Below are 20,358 nucleotides of genomic sequence, written 5' to 3'. Positions count from 1 at the left end.
TGCACGGGTACGACGTTCCTGGTCAGCGGGCCGGCCTTACAACCAGCCGGCCTTCTTGAACCGCCGGTACAGGTAGGCGCACACGCCCACCATGGTCAAGAGCGCCAGCGGATAGCCCCATTTCCATTTCAGCTCCGGCATGAACTCGAAGTTCATGCCCCACACCCCGGCGAAGGCCGTGAACACGGCGAAGATCGCGGCGTACGAGGCCAGCTTTTTACTGACTTCGTTCTCCTCGATCGCCACCATCGACAGGGTCACCTGGATCGCGGTGTGGATCGTGTCGCGCACCGCGTCCAGGCGGCCGGCGATGCGGTACAGGTGGTCGTGCACGTCGCGGAAGTAATCCTGGGTCTCGACCACCACGCCCGGCACCCGGCCGCCGTACAGGCGGCCAACGGCGTCCATCAGCGGCACCACGGCGTGGCGCAGGGTCTGCGCCTTGCGCTTGAGCTCATACAGCCGCTCGACGTTGGCGCGCTGCTTGCCCTGCATGCCGAAGATATGGTCCTCGATCGATTCGAGCTCGGATTCGAGCATGTCGACCACCGGGAAGTAGCGGTCCACCACGGCGTCGACCAGCGCATACAGCACGAAGCCGGCGCCCTTCTTCAGTTGATGCGGTTCGCGCTCGGCGCGCGCGCGCACGCCCAGGAAACCTTGGTTGGCGTCGCGCCGCACCGACAGCACGTAGTTCTCGCCCGCGAACACGGCCAGCTGGCCGACATTGAGCTCGTCGCCCGCCAGTTCCACGATCTGGGCCACCACGAACAGCGAGTCGCCGTATTCCTCCAGCTTGGGCCGCTGGTGGCCGCGCAGGGCGTCTTCGACCGCCAGTTCGTGCAGGCCGAATTCTTCCTGCATCAGGGTAATGTCGGCGGGCGCCGGGTCGCGCAGGGCGACCCAGACGAAGGTGTCGTCCTGTTTCAGGTATTCGCTGATATCCTCGACCGGGATATCACACAGTTTTTTGCCTTCCTGGTAGGCGACGCAGTTGATCAGCATGAGGTGAAAAGGTAGAGCGGGCGATGCAGGAGCTTACACCACCGGCCGCCCTTTTCACCATCAGGCTTTACGACGAGCCTATTCCTCGCGCGCGCCGTCGATCCCCAGTTCCACGATCTTGCGCGTGATGGTGTTGCGCCCGATCCCGAGCCGCATCGCGGCGTCGTTCTTGCGTCCGTGCGTATGCTTGAGGGCTGTCCTGATCAGGGCCGACTCGAACTGGCGGCCAAGGATGTCCATCACGTCCATCTGCCCCGCGCTGAGCATGCCGGCCGCCTGCAGCTCGAGCAGGTCGATCCAGCCATCGGGCGAGGCAGGCGCCTGCGCCGCGACCTGCATGACGATGCCTCCGGCGCCGGCCACCGGCAGTGCGCCCGCCCCCACCATGCCGTCGGACAGCGGCACCGGATTGGCGCTGGTGCCCGCCTGGCCCTGGGTCAGGTCGCGTGGTAAATCCTTGATCTCGACCGTCTGGCCGGGCGCCATCACGGTGATCCAGTTGCACAGGTTTTCCAGCTGGCGCACATTGCCCGGCAACTCCAGCCCGGACAGAAAGCGCATCGCCTGCTCGCTCATGCGCTTCGGTTCGACGCCCAATTGGTGTGCGCTCTGCACCAGGAAGTGGCGCGTGAGGATCGGAATGTCGTCGCTGCGCTCGCGCAGGGACGGCAGGCGCAGGCGGATCACATTCAGGCGGTGATACAAATCTTCGCGGAACAGGCCGTCACGTACGCGCTGCTCGAGGTTCTGGTGGGTGGCCGCGATCACGCGCACATTGGCCTTTACCGGCTGGTGGCCGCCCACGCGGTAGAAGTGGCCGTCCGACAGCACGCGCAAAAGCCGCGTCTGCAGATCGAACGGCATGTCGCCGATCTCGTCCAGGAACAGCGTGCCGTCCTCGGCCTGCTCGAAGCGGCCGCGCCGCATGGCCTGGGCGCCGGTAAAGGCGCCGCGCTCGTGGCCGAACAGTTCGGACTCGAGCAAGTCCTTCGGGATCGCGGCGGTGTTCAGGGCGATGAAGGGTTGTTGCGCGCGCGGGCTGTGCTTGTGCAGCGCGCGCGCCACGAGCTCCTTGCCGGTGCCCGATTCGCCCGTGATCAGGACCGTCACATTCGATTGCGACAGGCGGCCGATGGCGCGGAACACCTCTTGCATCGCCGGCGCATGGCCCAGGATCTCGGGTGTCTCGGCGGGCAGCGCCTCGACGCTGGCTTCGCGCAGGCTCTCCTCGAGGGCGCGCCGGATCAGCGCCACCGCCTTGTCGATGTCGAAGGGCTTGGCCAGGTAGTCGAAGGCGCCGCCCTGGAACGAGGACACCGCCGAATCGAGGTCCGAGAAGGCGGTGATGATGATGACCGGCAGGCCGGGATGGCGGGCCTTGACGGCCTGCAGCAGGTCGATGCCGGATTCGCCCGGCATGCGGATATCCGATACCAGCACCTGCGGGGTATCGGTTTCAAAGGCGGTCAGGGCCTCGCGCGCGTTGGCGAAGCTGCGGGTCTCCAGGCTTTCGCGCGCCAGGGCTTTTTCGAGTACCCAGCGAATCGATGCGTCGTCGTCGACAATCCAGATTGGTTTCATGTATTCGTGCTTCCCGCAACATGGATTCAATAAAGGACTGGTCGGCGCCCTGCTCGCCCGCGCTTATGGCAGGGGCAGCAGGATACGGAAATCCGTCAGTCCAGGCCGGCTTTCGCACTCGATCACCCCCAGGTGCTGCTGCACGAAGGTTTGCGCCAGCGTCAGCCCGAGGCCGCTCCCGCCGTCACGCCCGGATACGAGCGGATAAAAAATGCGGTCGCGGATATCGGGCGCGATGCCCGGTCCATTGTCAATGATATGCAAGTCTAATGCCAGCCCGTAACGGACCTTGGCCAAAGTGACCTGGCGCGCCACGCGGGTGCGTAAAACGATCTCGGCGTCGCCCCGCGCCATGCGGCCGGAAAGCGCCTGGGCGGCGTTGTGGGCGATGTTCAACACCACCTGGATCAGCTGCTCGAAATCGCCGCGGAATTCCGGAATCGAGGCGTCGTAGTCGCGCTTGATCGTCAGGCCTTGCGGGAATTCGGCCAGGATCAGGCTGCGCACCCGCTCGCACACTTCGTGGATATTGACGTCGCCAACGATGTGGGGCTTGCGGTGCGGCGCCAGCAGGCGGTCGACCAGGGTCTGCAGGCGGTCGGCTTCCTTGATGATCACCTGCGTGTATTCCTGCAGCTCGAGCAGGTGGTGCGGCGGCAGCTCGAGTTCCAGCAGTTGGGCCGCGCCGCGGATGCCGCCCAGCGGGTTCTTGATCTCGTGCGCCAGGTTGCGGATGAGTTCCTTGTTGGCCTGGCTCTGGTCGAGGATGCGCTCCTCGCGGTCGAGCTTCAACTGCTGCACGTTCTCGCGCAGCTCGATCATGAGGGTGCCGTCGCCCAGCGCGCTGACGATGCTGTTCACGTGCAGCGGCTCGCGGTTGTTGCGCTGCAGGGTCAGGTCCTGGCGCAGGTCGGCGTACTGGTGGGCCAGCGCCTGGCCGATCAGGGCGGCCAGCTCGGCGCCGTTCTGGAACAGCTCGGGCAGGCGATGGCGCTGCAGCGACTTGAACGACAGCTCCATCAGGTTCTCGGCGGCGGCGTTCGCATACAGCACTTCGCCGTCGGCGCCGGTCAGCAGCACGGCCGAGGCCAGCAGGTCGAGGCCGGCGTAGCGCGCCGGGTCGCCCGCGTCAAAAGCCGGAGCGTCGTTCATGGGTGGCAGGGTCATCTGATATTACCGATCTCGCGCCGCAGCGCCTCGATATTGCGTTCAGTACGGTTGATCTCGTCGCGCATCGTCACCACCCGCTCCTGGTACTTGGCGTAATTACGCTCATTGCCCTGGCGCTCGGGCTCGCCGTTGTTGAACACTTTCTTCAGCTCGAGCAGCTTGCGCTCCTCGATGCGCAATTCGTCGCCCAGGATCTCGCGCCGCTCGTCGTCGCGCGCGCGCTGCACCACATTGTCCACGCGCGGGAAGCTGGACGGGGTGCTGGCGGCGGCCGCGGACGGCGCGCTGGCCGAAGCCGATCCGCCCGACGAACGGGGGGCCGGAATCGGCGCCGATGCAGCCGGCGGCGAGCTGTAGCCGGTATCGATCAGCTGGCACTTGCCGACCTTGACGTCGGTGTACAGCGGGCGCCCGTTGGCGTCCGTGCAGCGGTAGATCTGGGCCTGGGCCGAGGCGCACAACAGCAGGGCGAACATGGCCACGGCGCCGTGAAAAACGATGTTTGTCATTCCTATCACTCGGTAGCTTGCATCGGCGGAAAGATGCATTGTAGTCGCGCCCGACTATACCCGAAGCAACAAAAAACGCGGGGAAAGCCATCGCTTTCCCCGCGTTTCATGGCATCGCCGTCAAGGCTGGCGATGCGCAGGCACAACAGCTTGCCAAGTGATTACGACGAATAGTACATGTCGAATTCGGCTGGGTGCGGGGTCATGCGCAGACGCTGCACTTCGTTCATCTTCAGCTCGATGTAGGCATCGATCATGCTGTCGCTGAACACGCCGCCGCGGGTCAGGAACTCGCGGTCCTTGTCCAGGGCTTCCAGCGCTTCTTCGAGCGAGGCGCACACGGTCGGGATCAGCTTGTCTTCTTCTGGTGGCAGGTGGTACAGGTCCTTGGTCGCGGCTTCGCCCGGGTGGATCTTGTTCTGGATGCCGTCCAGGCCGGCCATCAGCAGCGCGGCGAAGCACAGGTAGACGTTGGCCAGTGGATCCGGGAAGCGGGTCTCGATGCGGCGGCCTTTCGGGTTCGCCACGTGCGGGATGCGGATCGAGGCCGAACGGTTGCGGGCCGAGTAGGCCAGCTTGACCGGGGCTTCGTAGCCAGGCACCAGGCGCTTGTACGAGTTGGTGCCCGGGTTGGTGATCGCGTTCAGCGCGCGGGCGTGCTTGATGATGCCGCCGATGTAGAACAGCGCGGTTTCCGACAGGCCGGCATAGCCGTCGCCTGCGAACAGGTTCTTGCCGTCTTTCCAGATCGACTGGTGCACGTGCATGCCCGAGCCATTGTCGCCGTTGATCGGCTTCGGCATGAAGGTCGCGGTCTTGCCGTAGCTGTGGGCGACGTTCCAGATGACGTATTTCAGGTTCTGGGTCCAGTCGGCGCGCTCGACCAGGGTCGAGAACTTGGTGCCCAGCTCATTCTGGCCGGCGCCGGCCACTTCGTGGTGGTGCACTTCGACCGGGATGCCCATCGATTCGAGGATCAGCGACATTTCCGAGCGCATGTCCTGGAACGAATCGACCGGTGGAACCGGGAAGTAGCCGCCCTTGACGGTCGGACGGTGGCCGCTGTTGCCGCCTTCGAATTCCTTGTCGGTCGACCACGATGCTTCTTCCGAGTCGATCTTGACGAAGCAGCCCGACATGTCCAGCCTCCAGCGGACCGAGTCGAAGATGAAGAATTCCGGCTCCGGGCCGAAGTAGGCGGTGTCGCCGATGCCCGACGATTTCAGGTAGGCTTCGGCGCGCTTGGCGATCGAGCGCGGGTCGCGGTCGTAGCCCTTGCCGTCCGACGGTTCGATGACGTCGCACTGCATGAACAGCGTGGTCTCTTCCATGAACGGGTCGATATTGGCGGTGTTCGGGTCTGGCAGCAGGAGCATGTCCGAAGCTTCGATACCTTTCCAGCCGGCGATCGACGAACCGTCGAAGGCGTGGCCGGATTCGAATTTGTCCAGGTCGAAGTGCGACACCGGGACCGTGACGTGCTGTTCCTTGCCGCGGGTATCGGCGAAGCGTAAATCAACGAATTTGACTTCGTTGTCCTTGACCAGTTGCATTACATCTGCGGCGGACTTTGCCATTCGGAATCTCCTAATTGAAAAAAGGAAGTCGGGTCATGAGAACCGACAACTTGCATCATGTTGAAGCACGAAGCATGCCAACTTGGTGACACCCCACGTGCCCAGTTAATTGCATGAGAGCATGCACAAATCGTTCTTGAGGGACGGGCCAGTTTACCCATAAAATCGCGTCGATCGGCAAGCTTGTCGAAAGATTTACAGCGCATGCCGAATGCACCAATCAAGTGCAACCATGTGTCAATGCACCATTTCAGAGCAGGATACACTGATCCACGGTGGTGCATCGCCTTTGGATGCCCAAAAACGGACCGAACATTATGACGACAGAAAACATTCTCGAGGCGGCGCGCCAGCGTGGCGCAGGCCAGCCCTATGCCGGTGCGGTGACGCCGCAAGAGGCGTTTGAGCTGCTCAGGAGCAGCCCGAACGTCAAACTGGTGGACGTGCGCACCAATGCCGAACGCGACTGGGTGGGCCGGGTTGCCATCCCCGACGCCCAGCATGCGGCGGTGCAGTGGGCGACGTATCCGGGCGGCGTGCCGAATCCGGACTTCGGCGCCCAGCTGGAAAAAGTCGCAAACCCGGATGACATCCTGCTGTTCCTGTGCCGTTCGGGCGTACGCTCGCGCCACAGCGCCCGCGTGGCGACCGAACTCGGTTATGCGAATGCCTTCGACATCCTCGAGGGTTTCGAGGGCGACAGGGATGGCGAAGGCCATCGCAAGACGCTCGGCGGCTGGTGCAAGGCGGGATTGCCGTGGGTGGGCGCATGAGCGACGAGGTAAGTAACCCCATCGAACGCCTGGTGGCGGCGCGCGAACTGGCCGACCACGGCCAGTACGACGCCGCACTGCAAGAGCTGGTCTGGTTCCATGAGCACGCACTGGAAGAAGATCCGTCCCTGTACGGCGTACGCCGCTCCTATGCGCTGGCCGATTGGGCCGTGCTGGCCGAGGCCCATCCGCCGGCGGACGCGGCGCTCGAGGCGGTGCGCGAGCGCAATGCCGCCCTGCTGCTGGCCGGCCAGGGCAACCGCGACCACCTGCTCGACGTGGTCTCGATCGACCATGCGCGCGACCAGCCGGTGCGCACGCGCGACCTGTTCCTGCAACTGGAAACCGTGGCGCCGGCGCTGGCCGCTTCCTGCATCCGGGTCGTGCTGCCGCAAGTGATCGCCGCCGGCGACGCCGAACTTGCCGAACGCCTGATGCCGAACCCGGAAGAAAACATCCGCCAGCATGCCGATTACCTGATGGACGCCTTCCGCGAGCGCCGCAAGCGCTTTACCGCCGCGCCCAGCATCCCGGCCGAGATCCACAACTATGTGCAGGACGTGAACGCCATCCTGGACGTACTGGCGGCGCGCGGCCGGCACGCCGACGTGCACCGTCTGCGCCAGCTGGCAGCCGACGCGATTCCCGCCACCACCCTGCGCCGCGAAGTGCGCGCCGCCCTCGTTCCCGGCGCGCCTGCATGGTACGAGCGCGGCGTCCCGCGCCGTCGCAACGCGTAGGCGTTTACGGCATCACCATCAGCTGGAGTCCCGAGGCCGTGCCCGGTGCGCGATAGACGCGCTGGGTCGCCTTCCTGAAGTCTTCCGGCTTCGCATCGGGAATGCGCATGAAGGTCTGCGGATTCAGGTCGATCAGCGGGAACCACGAACTCTGCACCTGCACCATGATGCGATGGCCGCGGCGGAAGGTGTGGTTCACCGCGCCCAGTTCGACACTGATCGCTTCCACCTTGCCGGGCACGAAGGGCTCCGGTTTCTCATAGCTGTTGCGGAACTTGCCGCGCAGCGGATTGCCGCGCACCAGCTGCTGGAAGCCGCCCAGTTTCAGGGTCGGAGGGCCGACGTCGCTGCCCGCGCGTGGCGGCGCCGGCGTCGGATAATCGGCCGGATAGACGTCGATCAGCTTCACCACCCAATCCGCATCGGTGCCGGTGGTCGACACGAACAGCTTCGGCAGCACGGGCCCGGCCACCGTCACGTCTTCTTCCAGCACCTCGCTCTGGTACACCAGCACGTCGGGCCGGGTCGCGGCGAAGCGCTGGTCGGACACCATGTATTCGCGCGGCACGCCGTGCGCGGGGTAGCCGATGTAGGGCACGGGGCGCTTCGGATCGGCGATGTATTCGTCGTAGCCTCCCGCGCCCGCGGCCGGCTGCTGCCAGGTCAGGCTGCCATTGGCGTTGAAGTACAGGGTGCGCGCCCGGGCAGGCTTCGGCGGCCAGGCGTCGTAGCTGCGCCAGACATTGGTGCCGGTCTCGAACATGGTGACCGGCGCCAGCTCCGTGGCCGGCTTGACGCCTTTCAGGTGCTGCTCGAAGAACGGGAACTGGATGTTACGCCTGAAGTAATCGCTGGTGTTGGCGTCGAAGCGCACGTGACCGAGGCGCGCGCCGTCGCCGCGCATCCAGCCGCCATGCACCCATGGACCCACCACCAGCCTGTTCACCGCGGCCGGATTGTGGCGCCTGACCGCGTCGTGAACAGTGAACGGGCCCTGGAAATCCTCGGCATCGAACCAGCCGCCGACAGTCAGCATCGCCGCCTTGACGTTCTTCATGTGCGGGCCGATGGCGCGCGAGCGCCAGAAGTCGTCATAGGTATCGTGCTCGATGTTCGGCATGAACAGCTCGCGCTGGCGCTCGCTCATCGTGCCCGCGATTGCGCCCAGGCTCAGATGCTTGAGGAAGAAATCGTAGCCATCGGCCTCGTCGTAGTCGAAGCCGCCGCCCGATGCCGACTTGGGCGAAGGATTGGGCGCGGCGACGAAGGACGAATAGAAGTCGAAGTTGGCGGCCAGCTTGAACGCGCCGCCGTGGTAGGAGTCGTCGCCCAGGTACAGGTCGGCGATCGGCGCCTGCGGCGAGGCGGCCCTGATTGCCGGATGCGAGTCGATCACGCTGGCGGCGGCGTAGAAGCCGGGATAGCTGATGCCCCAGATGCCGACCTTGCCGTTATTGTTCGGGACGTTCTTGAGCAGCCAGGCCACGGTATCGTGCATGTCCTGGGCTTCGACGCCCTCCCCCTTGCCCAGCGCCGGCTTGGCGTGCGGCGTCATCTCCTGCCACACGCCCTCGGACATATGACGACCGCGCACATCCTGCACCACGAAGATATAACCGGCTTCCTCGAACTCGCGCGAGGGCCCGAGCGATTCGGGCATCCAGTCCACGCCGTAGCGCAGCTCACCTTCGGCGCGCACGCCGGCGCTGTACGGCGTGCGCTGCATCAGGAAGGGATAGGCGCGCGAGCTGTCCTTCGGCACGTAGACCGCGGTGAACAGGCGCGCGCCGTCGCGCATCGGGATCCGGTATTCGTACTTGGTATAGGCTTCGCGTGTCGAACGCTTGGCGGAGGCGCCATCGGGCGCGGCCTGCATGCCGGCGGCAAAGGCCGGGGTGGAAGCGGCGAACAGGAGACCAAGAACAAGAGCGGACAGCGGACGGCGAATCATGACTTCCTTCGGGTGAGAACACTGGGGGCGCCAGTGTAATCGCAATCCGGAGCGAATGATTACTTCGTCAACGGCACCGCCGCCGCTTCGCTGTCTTCCTGCACGCCGCGAATCCGCTCGCGCACCAGGTGGATATGGCTGCGCAGGCGATACAGTTCGTCGGCATAGGCCAGCGGCACCGAGATGTGGTTGACCCTGTCCTCGAGCCCGTCCAGGCGCCGCAGCAGCTCCTTGCGCACCGTGTCGACCGGCTCGAGCCCGGCGTCTTCCAGCGCCTGTTCGATCGCGCGCAGCTCGCCATACCAGCGGTAGACGCGCGAGCGCACGCGCCACACGTAGATCGGCGGCACGATCTTCGACAGCGGAATCAAGAGGGCGGTGAGCGCCACCACCACCACCCACAGGCGCTCGGCCAGGTTGGCCAGCCAGAAGCTCATATAGCGCTGCATGAAGGGCGGACCGTCGCGGTAATAGCGCGCGGCTTCCGGCGCCACCGGGATCTCGGTGTACTTCGGCGACGGGAACTGGCCCTGCTGCTGGAACCAGCCGGCCCCGCCGTGGATGTTGGTCGCGGCCTTCACCAGCAGGCCCACCAGGGCCGGATGGATTTCCTCGCGCGCCACCAGGGTCGCGGTGGGCGCGATCAGGTGGTAATCCTGGGCCGGGATATTGCGGCCCAGGTCGACGATCCCGCGCGGCAGCACCACGTGGGTCAGGAAAGGCAGGCGCCGCGTATAGGCCTCGGCCTGGGCGAAGTCGAACAGCCGGATGCCGGGCGTCTGCAGCAGCATCTGGATCAGCGGCGCTTCCGGCGCCGACGAAAACACCAGGCCGTCGATGCGGCCGGCCAGCAGCTCCACCGTGGCCGGCGTGTCGGCCAGGTCGCCGATGCGCAGGTCTTGCGGCGCGATGCCGTTGGCGTCGAGCACCTGGCGCAGCAGGCGCGGCACGCCGGTGCCTTCCGGTCCCAGGTTGATGCGCTTGCCGCGCAGGTCGGTCAGATTCGTGACCCTGGCTTCGTCGCGCAGGAACAGCCAGACCGGTTCGGTGAACAGGCTGCCCAATGACACCAGTTCCTGTCGCTCGGCAGCGTCGCCGTCTTGCGCGTTCATGGTGTCGCCGTCGGTCGAGCCGCTCTGCACGAAGGCGACGTCGGCCTCTCCCGCCAGCAGGCGTTGCAGGTTGTCGCGCGAGCCGAGGGTCGGCTGCAGCGTCACCTTGATGTCGTCGCGCGCGAGCAGGCTGGCGTACTGCTTGCCGAAGGTCTCGTAGGCGGAGTTTTCCTGGCCGGTGGCCAGGCGCAGGCTGCGCGGCGGCGCCGGGTCGACCCACCAGTAGGCCAGCAGCACGGCCGCCGCCACCATCAGGATGGTCGGGCCGGAAGCCACGACCAGGTCGCGCAGCGAGACGATGGAAAAATTCTGCAGCCGCGCGCGCAGGCCCTTGCCCGGCGCGCCACTGCCCTCGCCCGCCGGCTTCAACGCACGCACTGGCGCTGGGACGCCGCCACCGCTTGCGGCGTCGCACCCGGCACGGGCGGCACCGGCTCGATCATCGGCATCAGGCTCGGCGCCAGCGTCACCAGCAGCTGCACCGGCAGCGCGCTGGTGAAGTCATAGTGTTCCGACTGCGGGCCGTGCACATAGGCCGTCATGCTGCCGTAGAAGCGTTCGCCGATATTGAACACGAAGGTCGCCGAGCGGTTCACGTAGCGCGATTCGATCAGGCGGCCGCCGCGCGCATACACGTCGAAGCGCTGGTCGCCGGTGCCGGTCTTGCCGCCCAGCGCGATGACGCTGCCGTCGGCCTGCACGAAGGCGGTCTTGACGCGTTTGGCGGTGCCGTCCGAGACCACGCCCTGGATGGCGTCGGCCACGGTGCGCGCGACTTCCGGCGCCAGCACCTGTTCCTTGCCGCCGCCCTTGTTACGCTTGACCAGGGTCTCGTACGGCGTGTCCTTGGCGAAGTGCAGCGAGTCGATGCGCTCGATGGGCTTGCGCACGCCGCCATTGACGATGATGCCCATCAGCTCGGCCAGCGAGGCCGGACGGTCGGCCGAGGCGCCCAGGGTGGTCGCGAACGACGGCACCAGCGAGTCGAACGGATAACCCATCTTCTTCCACTGGGCGTGGATCTTGAGGAAGGCTTCGACCTCGAGCAGGCCGGCGATGCGCTTGTCCTGGGCGTTCTTGCGGCTGGTCTTGAACAGCCACTGGTAGACTTCCTGGCGCTCCTTGACGCTGGCGGCCGTCACCTCGGACCAGGTGGCCTTGGGGTGGGTGCGCAGATAGCTCACCAGCCACAGTTCGAGCGGGTGCACCGAGGCCACGTAGCCGCGGTCGGCCAGCGACATATTGCGCGGATCGTACATCTCGTACATCTTCGGGATGCGTTCCGGATCGACCTCGTTGGCCGACGGCAGCGTCGCGTCGATGAAGGCGCCGAACTGCTCCAGCGTAGCGTTCGGGGCCACCGTGCGGTGGGCCGCGGCCAGCTTCGAAGCCAGCGGACGCACGCCGGAGAACAGCAGCGTTTCGATCTCGGCCGGCGTCTTGCCCCGGTACTTGTTCCAGAACTTGGCCAGGAAGTCCTTGCCTTCGCTATCGGCGAAGCGCGCCAGGTAGGACGCGCGGCGCGGATCGTTAGCGTCGGCCAGCAGCTGGGCCGAGGAGCCCGGCAGCTGGAACATGTAGTAGCGCACCACGTCGCGCATCATGCGCACGAACACCAGGTTGGTCGACTGGCGCAGGGCCTGGTGCACGTCCATGATCTTGTCGTTGTCCAGGCGGCTGAAGTTGCCGAAGGTATGCAGGCCGCCGCCGGTCATGAAGCGCTCGCCCGGATTGGCCGAGTAGCGGCGCGCCATGGCGGCGTCGAGCATGGCTTTCAGGCCGCGGTCGGCGCCTTCCGGCAGGGTCTGGAAGTATTCCAGGCCCCATTGCGACATGCGGTCCTTCGGATCGATCTCGACGCCGTGCAGGCCGATCTTGTCGAGCGGCTCGAAGCGCTTGTGCAGCTGGTCGACGATGTCGAGATAGGTCACCAGCGTGCGCAGCTTGGCGGTCGAACCGAGGTCGAGCTTGGCGCCCTCGTTGATGTCGAGCGGCTGGTCGTAGTTATCGGTCTGGACCCGCAGGTAGTTGACGTGCTCGCCCCGCTCCATCAGGGTGAAGCTGTACACCACCTGGGCCGGGTCGCCGTTGCCGAGCAGGCCCTTGCCGGTCAGGCCGGCCGCTTTGGCGTGCTCGGCGTCGGACAGCTGGCGCAGGGCCGCCGTCACCGCCTGCTGGGCAGTGCCGTCCAGGGTCGAGACCACCGACAGGTCGAGGCGGTCGACGTTGTACAGGCGCGTGTCGCCGATCAGGAAGCCGAGGTGGTTGCGCACCGCATTGGCCGCCTTGCGCGACACGAAGGCATCGGCCGGCGGCGGCGCCACGCCACTGTGCAGCGCCGGCTGCAGTTTCACGCTCAGGGCGGCGTCGCGCAGCTGGGGCGAGATCACGCCGGCCTGGGCCAGCACGCGCAGGTGGCTGTCGGTCAGTATCTCCAGGTCGGGTTCGCCGGCGCCCAGGTAATAGGCCGGGCGGCGCTGGGCGATCATCAGCGACAGCGCTTCCTTGTACGCCAGCACGGCGTCCGGGCTCGTCATCGGGCCCTTCAGCATCTGGTTGACCTTGCCGAAGTCGCGGCCATACCAGACCCACAGGCCGTCGCCGATGCCGTTCACTTCGCCATAGCCGGACTTGGCCGACAACGGCACCGTGTTCAGGTAGTCGAGCACGATCTGGCGGCGCGAACCGGTGGTGTCTTCGCCATCCTGGTAGGCGCGCAGGGTGGCCGAGGCCATCTGGATGATCTTGTCGGTGGTCGAGCTGGTGCGGCCTTCGGGCGAATGCCGGTATTTCTCGATCTGGGTCGCCAGCGTGCTGCCGCCGGCCACGCGCCCGCTACCGCCCAGGCCGATGCTGGACAGGGACTTGTCGAACACCGCCTTCGAGAAGCGGTCCCATTCGACCGCCGGGTTGCGGCGCGGATGGCTGGCGTCGAGTAGTTCGCGGTTCTCGATGAAAAGCAGGCTCTGCACCAGCAGCGGCGGCGCGGCGCTGAATTCGTGGTAGAAGCGCTCGGGGAAGCGCGAGGTAAAGATCGGCTGCGAGCGGCAGTCGAGGATCTCGAGGCCGACCTTGGTCTTTTCGTGATAGGTCGCGTACAGGCCCATGTCGGCCATCTTGACCATCTGCGGCGAGATGCGCGCCTGGGCCGCGATCGCGTAGTCGCGGGTGCGCAGGCGCTCGAGGTAACCCGGCATGCCCGCATAGCCGAGCCGGGTGTCGTATGGACTGGCGGCCGGGAAACGGATCGCATCGCTGGGACCGTTTTCCATGCGATAGGTGAGCTCGCTGGCCATGTCGGCGAAGATCTTGGCCTGCAGGCGAGAGGTGCGCGTCTCCAGCACCGCCCAGGCCGCAAGCAGCGCGACCAGCAGCAGCAGGCCGAGCACCAGCCACAACTTCCAGCGCCGCTTGCGCGGGGCCGGCTCGTCGCCGCCGGGCTCGCCCGACGGGCCGCCGGGGATGCCGCCATTGCCCGCCAGATGCGGGAAGGCTTCGTACAGGGGAACGTCGTTGCCGCCCGCCGCGAGCGCAGGAGCGCTCTCCACGGCAGCCGCCGCGGTACTGGCGCTGGCAGGCACGGCCGATGCCGCGGCCGCGTCGCCGATCGTCGGCTCGAAGGTCGGCTCACTGCGCTCGTTGGCGGCACGCTTGCCGGACATATTACTTGGCCGTCCTTGACGGCGAATACTTTCCATGATGGCTTAACCGGTCTGAATCAAAACGCTAGCAATCCCCGCCAACCTGCTCGCCATCTGTGGTGCTGCTGGTCCGTTCGAGTGATCGTGGTGTGTGTTAGTTCGCACGCGGATGGTGCAATCCCACTCCAGATCGCACCGTCCGTAGGCAATATTCCACCACATCAATACGTCTCACGCGAGGCGCCGTTTAACAAATTTGCTGCGCGTGGAATATTTTCGCAAAAAAACAACGAGGTCTTGGCTGAGTGACATTACCGCGTGTAATTCAGGCAAGAGCTCCATGTAGTTTTAGCTACCAGTATTTAACGCGCTGGAAATGCCTTTGGTGCACAGCCATGTTTGATCCATGTCGAAAGACAGATCACGCGGGCTGCATCGCCTCTTCCGCGCGCAGCTCTTCCAGTGCTTGCAAGCAGTAATACTGGAACCACAGCCCCGCGAACAGGAAGATCATGACGTACAGCCACAGCGACACCAGGGCCAGGATCGGGAACAGCACGATCGACAGCACCGCGCCGCCCATCCAGACGATGCCCGGCAGCGCGCCGGCCAGCCCCGTGATGAAGCCGATGGTGAGCAGGGCCGGCCGGCGGCGGCGCATCAGGGCCAGGCGCTCGGCCTGGGTGGCGTGGGCGGCCAGCGCGTCGTAGCTCATCACGCGCGACGTCACCCAGGCCCACAGGCTGGCCTGCACCAGCCAGGCCAGCGGCGGCACCGCGTACAGCGGCAGGGTGAACAGCCACAGCAGCGCGAACACGAGGACGCTGCCCAGGTTGATCGCCACGCTGCCGAAGAAGGAACCACCCTCCTTCTTTGCGAGCTGGGGGTACTGGCGCTTGCCCACATACGACTCGATGGCCGGCATCGCCACCACGCCCACGAACAGCAGGGCCGAGCCGATCTTGAGCGGCAGCAGCAGCACGATCGCCAGCAGCGGCACAACCATCACCTTGAGCATGCCCAGGCCCACCATTTCGAGCATGCTGCCGCTGGTCTCGAAGCCGCCGTACTCGGCGAACATGCCGTGCAGCCAGTCGAGCAGCGGCTGCAGGCCCAGCCACATGCCGACGCTCCACAGGGTGACCGCCAGCAGCAGCGGCGCCAGCGACAGCAGCAGCATGCGGCCGCTGAACTGCGCGCCCAGGGCGCGCCGGCAGGCGGTCAGTACACCGTTCATCGGGCTTTCTTTCGCGGCATGTTTTCTCCTGATGGCAGTTCAATGCCGTCATTCTACGGGATGACACCGGATGGACCCATCGACTACAATCGTCATTCAATCTGAACAACAAGGAAGACCATGTCCACCATCACCACCGAATCCGGCCTGCAATACGAAGAGCTCGTCACCGGCGAAGGCGCCGAGGCGAAAGCCGGCCAGCACGTCACCGTGCACTACACCGGCTGGCTGCGCAACGACGACGGCAGCCTGGGCGCCAAGTTCGATTCGAGCAAGGACCGCAACGACCCGTTCGAGTTCGCGCTCGGCGCCGGCCACGTGATCCGCGGCTGGGACGAAGGCGTGCAGGGCATGAAGGTCGGCGGTTCGCGCCGCCTGACCATCCCGGCCAGCCTGGGCTACGGCGCGCGCGGCGCCGGCGGCGTGATCCCGCCGAACGCCACCCTGATCTTCGACGTCGACCTGCTGGCCGTCTAATCAGGATTGCCATGCGCCGTCCTGCGATGGCGCATGGCTCGGCCGTCCCGGGTGCGGCATTTGAACATCTCTTCTAAAATGCGGCCGGATTTCCCGTGCCCGCCTCTCTCCTGGGCTAAGATGCCTGCCGCATTGTCCAAGCGACAATACCGCACTCAACCATCACAGGAGTTTCCATGAGCTTGCAGGAACAGTTCACCCAGGCCCAGGCCGATTCGAAGAACCTGTCGGAGCGTCCCGACAACATGACCTTGCTGAAGATTTACGCGCTGTTCAAGCAGGGCTCGAGCGGCGACGTGACGGGCGAGCGTCCGGGCATGACCGATTTCGTGGCGCGCGCCAAGTACGACGCCTGGGCCGGCCTCGCAGGCACCTCGCAAGAGGAAGCCCAGCAGCAGTATGTCGACCTGATCGAAGAGTTGAAGGGCTGATCGCCCACCGGGCCGGCGCCTGCGCCCGGCCCATTACCCCGGTTACGCCGCGGCGGCGAAGGTCTTGCGCATCTTTTCCGCCACCTTGGCCTCGATGGCCGGCGCGAACGCGCCCATGAAGAAGCCCAGGCGGATGCGCATCGCGGCGCGCTGGTCTTCCAGGGTCAATATGCCTTCCACGCCGCTGCGCTCGAAGCGCAGCACATCGCCGTCCCACCTGCATTCCAGCCCGTATTCGGCCGCGATACGCTGCGCTACCTGCTCGGCTGCCGAACGCGCCGCGTCCGGGCTCAGGCTGTGCTGCTGGACGATGCTGATTTCCGCCATCTGACTGATCCTTCCTGAATCGATTGCAAACAATCCGCCATGATGCCAGTTGCGGCCGGGCTATGCCAGAGTCCGCTACAACAGACAGCGCTGGCTCAGCCTCAATTGACGATTATCAAAGCGTGCCCGGCAGGGAGCGCGAGGATGAAGGCGCAAGCCCGTCAATACGCGAGGAGTCGATATGGAAACCCCCGTCGAGCAGCCCAACCGCCTGTTGCCCAACGAACAGACGCCGCAGATCGCGCAGTCTCCGGTGCGCTACGTCCCCACCCCGAGCGCGCCCTACCGCCAGCAGCACCGCGCCGCGCGCCTGCTCGAAGAACCCGAGATTCCCGATCTGGCCGCGCCATCGACCAGCGAGCCGCAGGCGCACGCCTTCGGCGCCCGCGTCCTCATGTGGAAGCAAGATCCTTCGGTGAGCGAAATCGGCACCCGCAAGGCCTTCCTGCCCGGCGTGGTGCTGGCCGGCCCGCGCGACGCCCGCATCGCCCCCGGCGAGCCGGGCATCGCCGCGGTCGAGCCGAACGCCTTCGGCGACTTCGTCACCCAGCCCGACACGCCGCAGTTCGACGCCGTCCACACCTTCGTCGTGGTGCGCCAGACGCTCACCATGTACGGGCGCGCCCTGGCCGCCGCCGGCGCGGCACACACGATGCCGCTGCCCTGGCAATGGAATAGCAGCACCGACACGCGGCCGCTGCTGGTCTTCCCGCACGGCCTGCCGAACGTCATGAACGCCTTCTACAGCCGCAGCCAGGCCTGCCTCAAGTTCGGCGACTTCATTCCCAACGGCGCCACCGAGCGGGTCTTCACCTGCCGCTCGTTCGACATCGTGTCGCACGAGACCGCCCACGCGGTGCTCGACGGCATCAAGCCGCTCTGGCTGCAGGCCGACGCCCCGCCCCAGACCGGCGGCCTGCACGAAGCCTTCGGCGACCTCACCGCGATCTTCCTGGCCCTGTCCCAGCTCGACCAGTGCGAAGCCGTGATCGCCCAGACCAAGGCCGACCTGCACGACAAATCCTTCCTGACCGATATCGCCGAGCAGTTCGGGCTGGCGCTCGGCAACAGCACCGGCCTGCGCAACGCCGACAACGATCTCAAGCTGAGCGAGGCCGGCACCCAGGTGCACGCGATCTCGCAGGTGTTCACCGGCGCCGTCTACGACGTGCTGGCCGACCTGTTCGCGCATGAACGCGATCCCGGGCGCGAAGACTGCGCCGCCGTCCTGCACCGGGTCGCCAACTACCTGAGCGGGGTGCTGCTGCGCGCCCTGATCGCCGCGCCCGACGCGGCCGCCACCTATGCCGACGTGGTCAACGCCATGCTCCAGGCCGTGACGGCCGACGGCAAGCCGGCCGTCTATGCCGACACCATCCGCCTCCAGTTCAGCCGGCGCGAAGTGACCGAGGCCGGTCATGGCGGCGGCCCGGATGGCGCCGCCTCCTTCGTCCCCGGCCTGCCCCTGGCGGCGCGGGTGTGCGACGCGCCCGGCGCGCGGCAGGACCGGCGTTCCTGCTGCGGCACCATGCAGCTGCCAGAATACGATTGCGCCGAGCGCGTGCTGGCCGGCGAGGCACGCCTGCTGGCGCGCTGGTGTGCCGACCACGGCCGCCACGGGCCGGGCCTGCCTGGGCTGCCGGGATTGGCGGCGCTGCCGGCTGCCGCCCAGCCCGCCGACCCATCGATGCTCGCATGAAGATCAGCGCCCGCGCCTGCGGCGGCTTTGCCGGACTGGCCCAATCCTACGAACTGGATACCGCGCGCCTGGCCGACGGGCCGGCCCTCGAGACGCTGCTGCGGCGCATCGACTTCTTCGGCGCCGCGCCCGCCTGCCCGGTCGGCGCCGACCTGCCGCGCTGGGAAATCACGGTCGAGGACGGCCCGCGCTGCCACACCGTATTCCTGCGCGAGGACGGCAGCGGCGGCCAGTGGCAACACCTGCTCGACTACCTGCGGCAGGCCGGCTGAGCGGCGCCTTGACGGCCTCCATCCGCAGCAGCCTTAATCGCCATCAATAACTACTGTACGGCGGCTTGACAAGCCGAAATCCGCACGCTCGTGCGGATTCCTCATTCATTTGCTTATGTGGATTGTGTATATAGGCGAATTTGTGAGAAAAGCCGAATTGCCCTAAAATACAGTGCTTTGCTCTGTCCGGCCGGCCTGTTCATGTCCATTGTTCTTGCGCCCGGCGACGCGACATCCCACCAACTGATAGGACTGTTATGACCCACGTTGTCACCGAATCGTGCATCCGCTGTCGTTACACCGACTGCGTCGATGTATGCCCGGTAGATTGTTTCCGGGAAGGCCCGAATTTCCTCGCCATCGATCCCGACGAGTGCATCGACTGCGCCGTCTGCGTCGCCGAGTGCCCGGTGAATGCGATCTATGCCGAAGAAGACACGCCTGGCGACCAACAGCACTTTATCAAGCTCAATGCCGATCTCGCGCGCTTCTGGCCTTCGATCACCAAGACGAAGCCGGCCCTGCCAGACGCGGAAGAGTGGAAAGACGTCAAGGACAAACTCGACCAACTGGCCCGCTAATACCGCCGCTGCGCCGCCCGTTCGGCGCCGGCCCGGGGTCGTTCTGCATGGCAGTGCTGGCTGCCATCGCCTCACCAATCAAAAATCACAGGAAGTAAGCGCATGACTATCAGTGCCACCCACGAAGCGGGCAGCATCGCTCCCAACAGTTCCTTCGCCGGCGCCATCGAAGCGGATGCCGTGATCATCGGCGCCGGCCCGGTCGGCCTGTTCCAGGTGTTCGAACTCGGCCTGCTCGAAATCAAGGCCCACGTCATCGACTCGCTGCCGGCAGTCGGCGGCCAGTGCGTGGAACTGTATCCGGACAAGCCGATCTATGACATCCCTGCCGTCCCGGTGTGCACCGGCCAGGAACTGACCGACAACCTGCTCAAGCAGATCGAACCGTTCGAGCCGACCTTCCACCTGGGCCAGGAAGTCACGACCGTCCAGCGCCGCGAAGACCAGCGCTTCAACGTCGAGACCTCGACCGGCACCCGTTTCATCACCAAGACCATCTTCATCGCAGCCGGCGTCGGTTCGTTCCAGGCGCGCACGATCAAGGTCGACGGCATCGACAAGTTCGACGGCGAGCAGCTGTTCTACCGCGTCAAGGATCCGGCACGCTTCGAAGGCAAGAACATCGTCATCTGCGGCGGCGGCGACTCCGCGCTGGACTGGGCCCTGAACTTCGTCGGCAAGGCTGAATCGGTCGTGCTGGTGCACCGCCGCGACGACTTCCGCGCCGCCCCGGCCTCGGTCGCCAAGATGAAAGCCCTGTGCGACGAGTACGAGATGCAACTGATCACCGGCCAGGTGACCGGTTTCGACGAAAAAGACGGCCAGCTGACCGAAGTGAAGGTCACCGGCGCCGACGGCGTCACCCGCCGCGTGCCGCTGGACATGCTGCTGGTGTTCTTCGGCCTGTCGCCGAAACTGGGTCCGATCGCCGAATGGGGCCTGGACGTTGAGCGCAAGCAGCTCAAGGTGGTGGACACCGAGAAGTTCGAGACCAACGTCCCGGGCATCTTCGCCGTGGGCGACATCAACACCTATCCGGGCAAGAAGAAGCTGATCCTGTCGGGCTTCCACGAAGCCGCGCTGGCCGCCTTCGGCGCCGCGCCGTACATCTTCCCGGACAAAAAGATCCACATGCAGTACACGACGACCTCGCCGAAGCTGCACAAGATCCTGGGCGTCGAAACCCCGGTGTTCGACTAAGCAAGGTGTGGCCGCGTTCAGTTACTTCGCGGCGACAGAGTCCCCTGAAGCGCCCCGCCCTGCGGGGCGTTTTGC

The 20,358-nt window shown here is 65.8% G+C and carries 18 protein-coding genes; 8 read left to right on the top strand and 10 right to left on the bottom strand.

Going from position 1 to position 20,358, the window contains the following annotated elements:
* Positions 1-36: 36 nt before the first annotated feature.
* The 5 genes from corA to glnA all read right to left on the bottom strand — a co-directional run bounded on the left by corA (position 37) and on the right by glnA (position 5,842).
* On the bottom strand, positions 37-1,005 hold the full coding sequence (corA, locus tag SOM61_RS04620; RefSeq protein WP_320473003.1) for a magnesium/cobalt transporter CorA: 969 nt from the start codon (positions 1,003-1,005) through the stop codon (positions 37-39).
* Between the two features lie 78 nt (positions 1,006-1,083).
* Entirely contained in the window at positions 1,084-2,586 is a 1,503-nt protein-coding gene (gene ntrC, locus SOM61_RS04615; protein WP_320473002.1) for a nitrogen regulation protein NR(I), read from the bottom strand.
* Positions 2,587-2,649: 63 nt separating this feature from the next.
* Entirely contained in the window at positions 2,650-3,738 is a 1,089-nt protein-coding gene (gene glnL / locus SOM61_RS04610; protein WP_320473072.1) for a nitrogen regulation protein NR(II), read from the bottom strand.
* An 11-nt stretch (positions 3,739-3,749) separates the two neighbouring features.
* Entirely contained in the window at positions 3,750-4,265 is a 516-nt protein-coding gene (locus tag SOM61_RS04605) for a DUF4124 domain-containing protein (protein WP_320473001.1), read from the bottom strand.
* 161 nt (positions 4,266-4,426) lie between these two features.
* Entirely contained in the window at positions 4,427-5,842 is a 1,416-nt protein-coding gene (gene glnA, locus SOM61_RS04600) for a type I glutamate--ammonia ligase (RefSeq protein ID WP_320473000.1), read from the bottom strand.
* A 317-nt stretch (positions 5,843-6,159) separates the two neighbouring features.
* On the opposite strand from glnA, the gene SOM61_RS04595 reads away from it, so the two are divergent.
* Together SOM61_RS04595 and SOM61_RS04590 are read left to right on the top strand one after the other, a co-directional pair.
* A complete protein-coding gene (locus SOM61_RS04595) occupies positions 6,160-6,615 on the top strand; it encodes a rhodanese-like domain-containing protein (protein ID WP_320472999.1) in 456 nt (151 codons plus the stop codon).
* The gene (locus SOM61_RS04590; protein ID WP_320472998.1) at positions 6,612-7,355 is read left to right on the top strand and encodes a hypothetical protein; all 744 of its coding nucleotides are present in this window, start codon (positions 6,612-6,614) and stop codon (positions 7,353-7,355) included. The genes SOM61_RS04595 and SOM61_RS04590 overlap by 4 nt, the downstream gene beginning before the upstream one ends.
* A 4-nt stretch (positions 7,356-7,359) precedes the next feature.
* On the opposite strand, the gene SOM61_RS04585 is transcribed toward SOM61_RS04590, so the two are convergent.
* The 4 genes from SOM61_RS04585 to SOM61_RS04570 all read right to left on the bottom strand — a co-directional run bounded on the left by SOM61_RS04585 (position 7,360) and on the right by SOM61_RS04570 (position 15,296).
* Entirely contained in the window at positions 7,360-9,306 is a 1,947-nt protein-coding gene (locus SOM61_RS04585) for a CocE/NonD family hydrolase (RefSeq protein WP_320472997.1), read from the bottom strand.
* Positions 9,307-9,365: 59 nt separating this feature from the next.
* A complete protein-coding gene (locus SOM61_RS04580) occupies positions 9,366-10,796 on the bottom strand; it encodes a TAXI family TRAP transporter solute-binding subunit (RefSeq protein WP_414674929.1) in 1,431 nt (476 codons plus the stop codon).
* The gene (locus SOM61_RS04575; protein ID WP_320472996.1) at positions 10,784-14,080 is read right to left on the bottom strand and encodes a transglycosylase domain-containing protein; all 3,297 of its coding nucleotides are present in this window, start codon (positions 14,078-14,080) and stop codon (positions 10,784-10,786) included. Before SOM61_RS04575 ends, SOM61_RS04580 begins: the two co-directional genes overlap by 13 nt.
* 400 nt (positions 14,081-14,480) lie before the next feature.
* Positions 14,481-15,296, bottom strand: coding sequence for an EI24 domain-containing protein (locus tag SOM61_RS04570; protein WP_320472995.1), 816 nt, complete (start codon positions 15,294-15,296; stop codon positions 14,481-14,483).
* Positions 15,297-15,416: 120 nt separating this feature from the next.
* Here SOM61_RS04570 and SOM61_RS04565 point away from each other — a divergent pair, with 120 nt between their 5' ends.
* Together SOM61_RS04565 and SOM61_RS04560 are read left to right on the top strand one after the other, a co-directional pair.
* Positions 15,417-15,773, top strand: coding sequence for an FKBP-type peptidyl-prolyl cis-trans isomerase (locus SOM61_RS04565; RefSeq protein WP_123068487.1), 357 nt, complete (start codon positions 15,417-15,419; stop codon positions 15,771-15,773).
* A 176-nt stretch (positions 15,774-15,949) separates the two neighbouring features.
* Positions 15,950-16,204 (top strand): acyl-CoA-binding protein, encoded by a 255-nt coding sequence (locus SOM61_RS04560; RefSeq protein WP_320472994.1) that lies wholly within the window; start codon positions 15,950-15,952, stop codon positions 16,202-16,204.
* A 42-nt stretch (positions 16,205-16,246) separates the two neighbouring features.
* Here the strand turns inward: SOM61_RS04560 and SOM61_RS04555 are convergent, their stop codons facing one another.
* On the bottom strand, positions 16,247-16,531 hold the full coding sequence (locus SOM61_RS04555) for a polyhydroxyalkanoic acid system family protein (RefSeq protein WP_320472993.1): 285 nt from the start codon (positions 16,529-16,531) through the stop codon (positions 16,247-16,249).
* A 181-nt stretch (positions 16,532-16,712) separates the two neighbouring features.
* On the opposite strand from SOM61_RS04555, the gene SOM61_RS04550 reads away from it, so the two are divergent.
* The 4 genes from SOM61_RS04550 to SOM61_RS04535 all read left to right on the top strand — a co-directional run bounded on the left by SOM61_RS04550 (position 16,713) and on the right by SOM61_RS04535 (position 20,283).
* The gene (locus SOM61_RS04550) at positions 16,713-18,230 is read left to right on the top strand and encodes a gluzincin family metallopeptidase (RefSeq protein WP_320472992.1); all 1,518 of its coding nucleotides are present in this window, start codon (positions 16,713-16,715) and stop codon (positions 18,228-18,230) included.
* A complete protein-coding gene (locus tag SOM61_RS04545) occupies positions 18,227-18,502 on the top strand; it encodes a protealysin inhibitor emfourin (RefSeq protein WP_320472991.1) in 276 nt (91 codons plus the stop codon). Before SOM61_RS04550 ends, SOM61_RS04545 begins: the two co-directional genes overlap by 4 nt.
* Positions 18,503-18,759: 257 nt before the next feature.
* Complete coding sequence (fdxA, locus tag SOM61_RS04540; RefSeq protein ID WP_123068491.1) at positions 18,760-19,083, top strand: ferredoxin FdxA; 324 nt, start codon at positions 18,760-18,762, stop codon at positions 19,081-19,083.
* 102 nt (positions 19,084-19,185) lie between these two features.
* Positions 19,186-20,283: an NAD(P)/FAD-dependent oxidoreductase gene (locus SOM61_RS04535; protein ID WP_320472990.1), complete on the top strand. Its 1,098-nt coding sequence runs from the start codon at positions 19,186-19,188 to the stop codon at positions 20,281-20,283.
* The last annotated feature ends 75 nt before the right edge of the window (positions 20,284-20,358 follow it).

The organism is Massilia sp. CFBP9012 (assembly GCF_034045115.1).
GTDB lineage: Bacteria > Pseudomonadota > Gammaproteobacteria > Burkholderiales > Burkholderiaceae_D > Telluria.
The sequence above is the reverse complement of the archived record's forward strand: the minus strand, read 5'-3'. Positions and strand labels throughout refer to the sequence as shown.

Excerpts from the sequence above, each read along its gene's own strand:
- corA (WP_320473003.1), bottom strand. The coding sequence starts at position 1,005 with ATGCTGATCAACTGCGTCGCCTACCAGGAAGGCAAAAAACTGTGTGAT.
- ntrC (WP_320473002.1), bottom strand. The coding sequence starts at position 2,586 with ATGAAACCAATCTGGATTGTCGACGACGACGCATCGATTCGCTGGGTA.
- glnL (WP_320473072.1), bottom strand. The coding sequence starts at position 3,738 with ATGAACGACGCTCCGGCTTTTGACGCGGGCGACCCGGCGCGCTACGCC.
- SOM61_RS04605 (WP_320473001.1), bottom strand. The coding sequence starts at position 4,265 with ATGACAAACATCGTTTTTCACGGCGCCGTGGCCATGTTCGCCCTGCTG.
- glnA (WP_320473000.1), bottom strand. The coding sequence starts at position 5,842 with ATGGCAAAGTCCGCCGCAGATGTAATGCAACTGGTCAAGGACAACGAA.
- SOM61_RS04595 (WP_320472999.1), top strand. The coding sequence starts at position 6,160 with ATGACGACAGAAAACATTCTCGAGGCGGCGCGCCAGCGTGGCGCAGGC.
- SOM61_RS04590 (WP_320472998.1), top strand. The coding sequence starts at position 6,612 with ATGAGCGACGAGGTAAGTAACCCCATCGAACGCCTGGTGGCGGCGCGC.
- SOM61_RS04585 (WP_320472997.1), bottom strand. The coding sequence starts at position 9,306 with ATGATTCGCCGTCCGCTGTCCGCTCTTGTTCTTGGTCTCCTGTTCGCC.
- SOM61_RS04575 (WP_320472996.1), bottom strand. The coding sequence starts at position 14,080 with ATGTCCGGCAAGCGTGCCGCCAACGAGCGCAGTGAGCCGACCTTCGAG.
- SOM61_RS04570 (WP_320472995.1), bottom strand. The coding sequence starts at position 15,296 with ATGAACGGTGTACTGACCGCCTGCCGGCGCGCCCTGGGCGCGCAGTTC.
- SOM61_RS04565 (WP_123068487.1), top strand. The coding sequence starts at position 15,417 with ATGTCCACCATCACCACCGAATCCGGCCTGCAATACGAAGAGCTCGTC.
- SOM61_RS04560 (WP_320472994.1), top strand. The coding sequence starts at position 15,950 with ATGAGCTTGCAGGAACAGTTCACCCAGGCCCAGGCCGATTCGAAGAAC.
- SOM61_RS04555 (WP_320472993.1), bottom strand. The coding sequence starts at position 16,531 with ATGGCGGAAATCAGCATCGTCCAGCAGCACAGCCTGAGCCCGGACGCG.
- SOM61_RS04550 (WP_320472992.1), top strand. The coding sequence starts at position 16,713 with ATGGAAACCCCCGTCGAGCAGCCCAACCGCCTGTTGCCCAACGAACAG.
- SOM61_RS04545 (WP_320472991.1), top strand. The coding sequence starts at position 18,227 with ATGAAGATCAGCGCCCGCGCCTGCGGCGGCTTTGCCGGACTGGCCCAA.
- fdxA (WP_123068491.1), top strand. The coding sequence starts at position 18,760 with ATGACCCACGTTGTCACCGAATCGTGCATCCGCTGTCGTTACACCGAC.
- SOM61_RS04535 (WP_320472990.1), top strand. The coding sequence starts at position 19,186 with ATGACTATCAGTGCCACCCACGAAGCGGGCAGCATCGCTCCCAACAGT.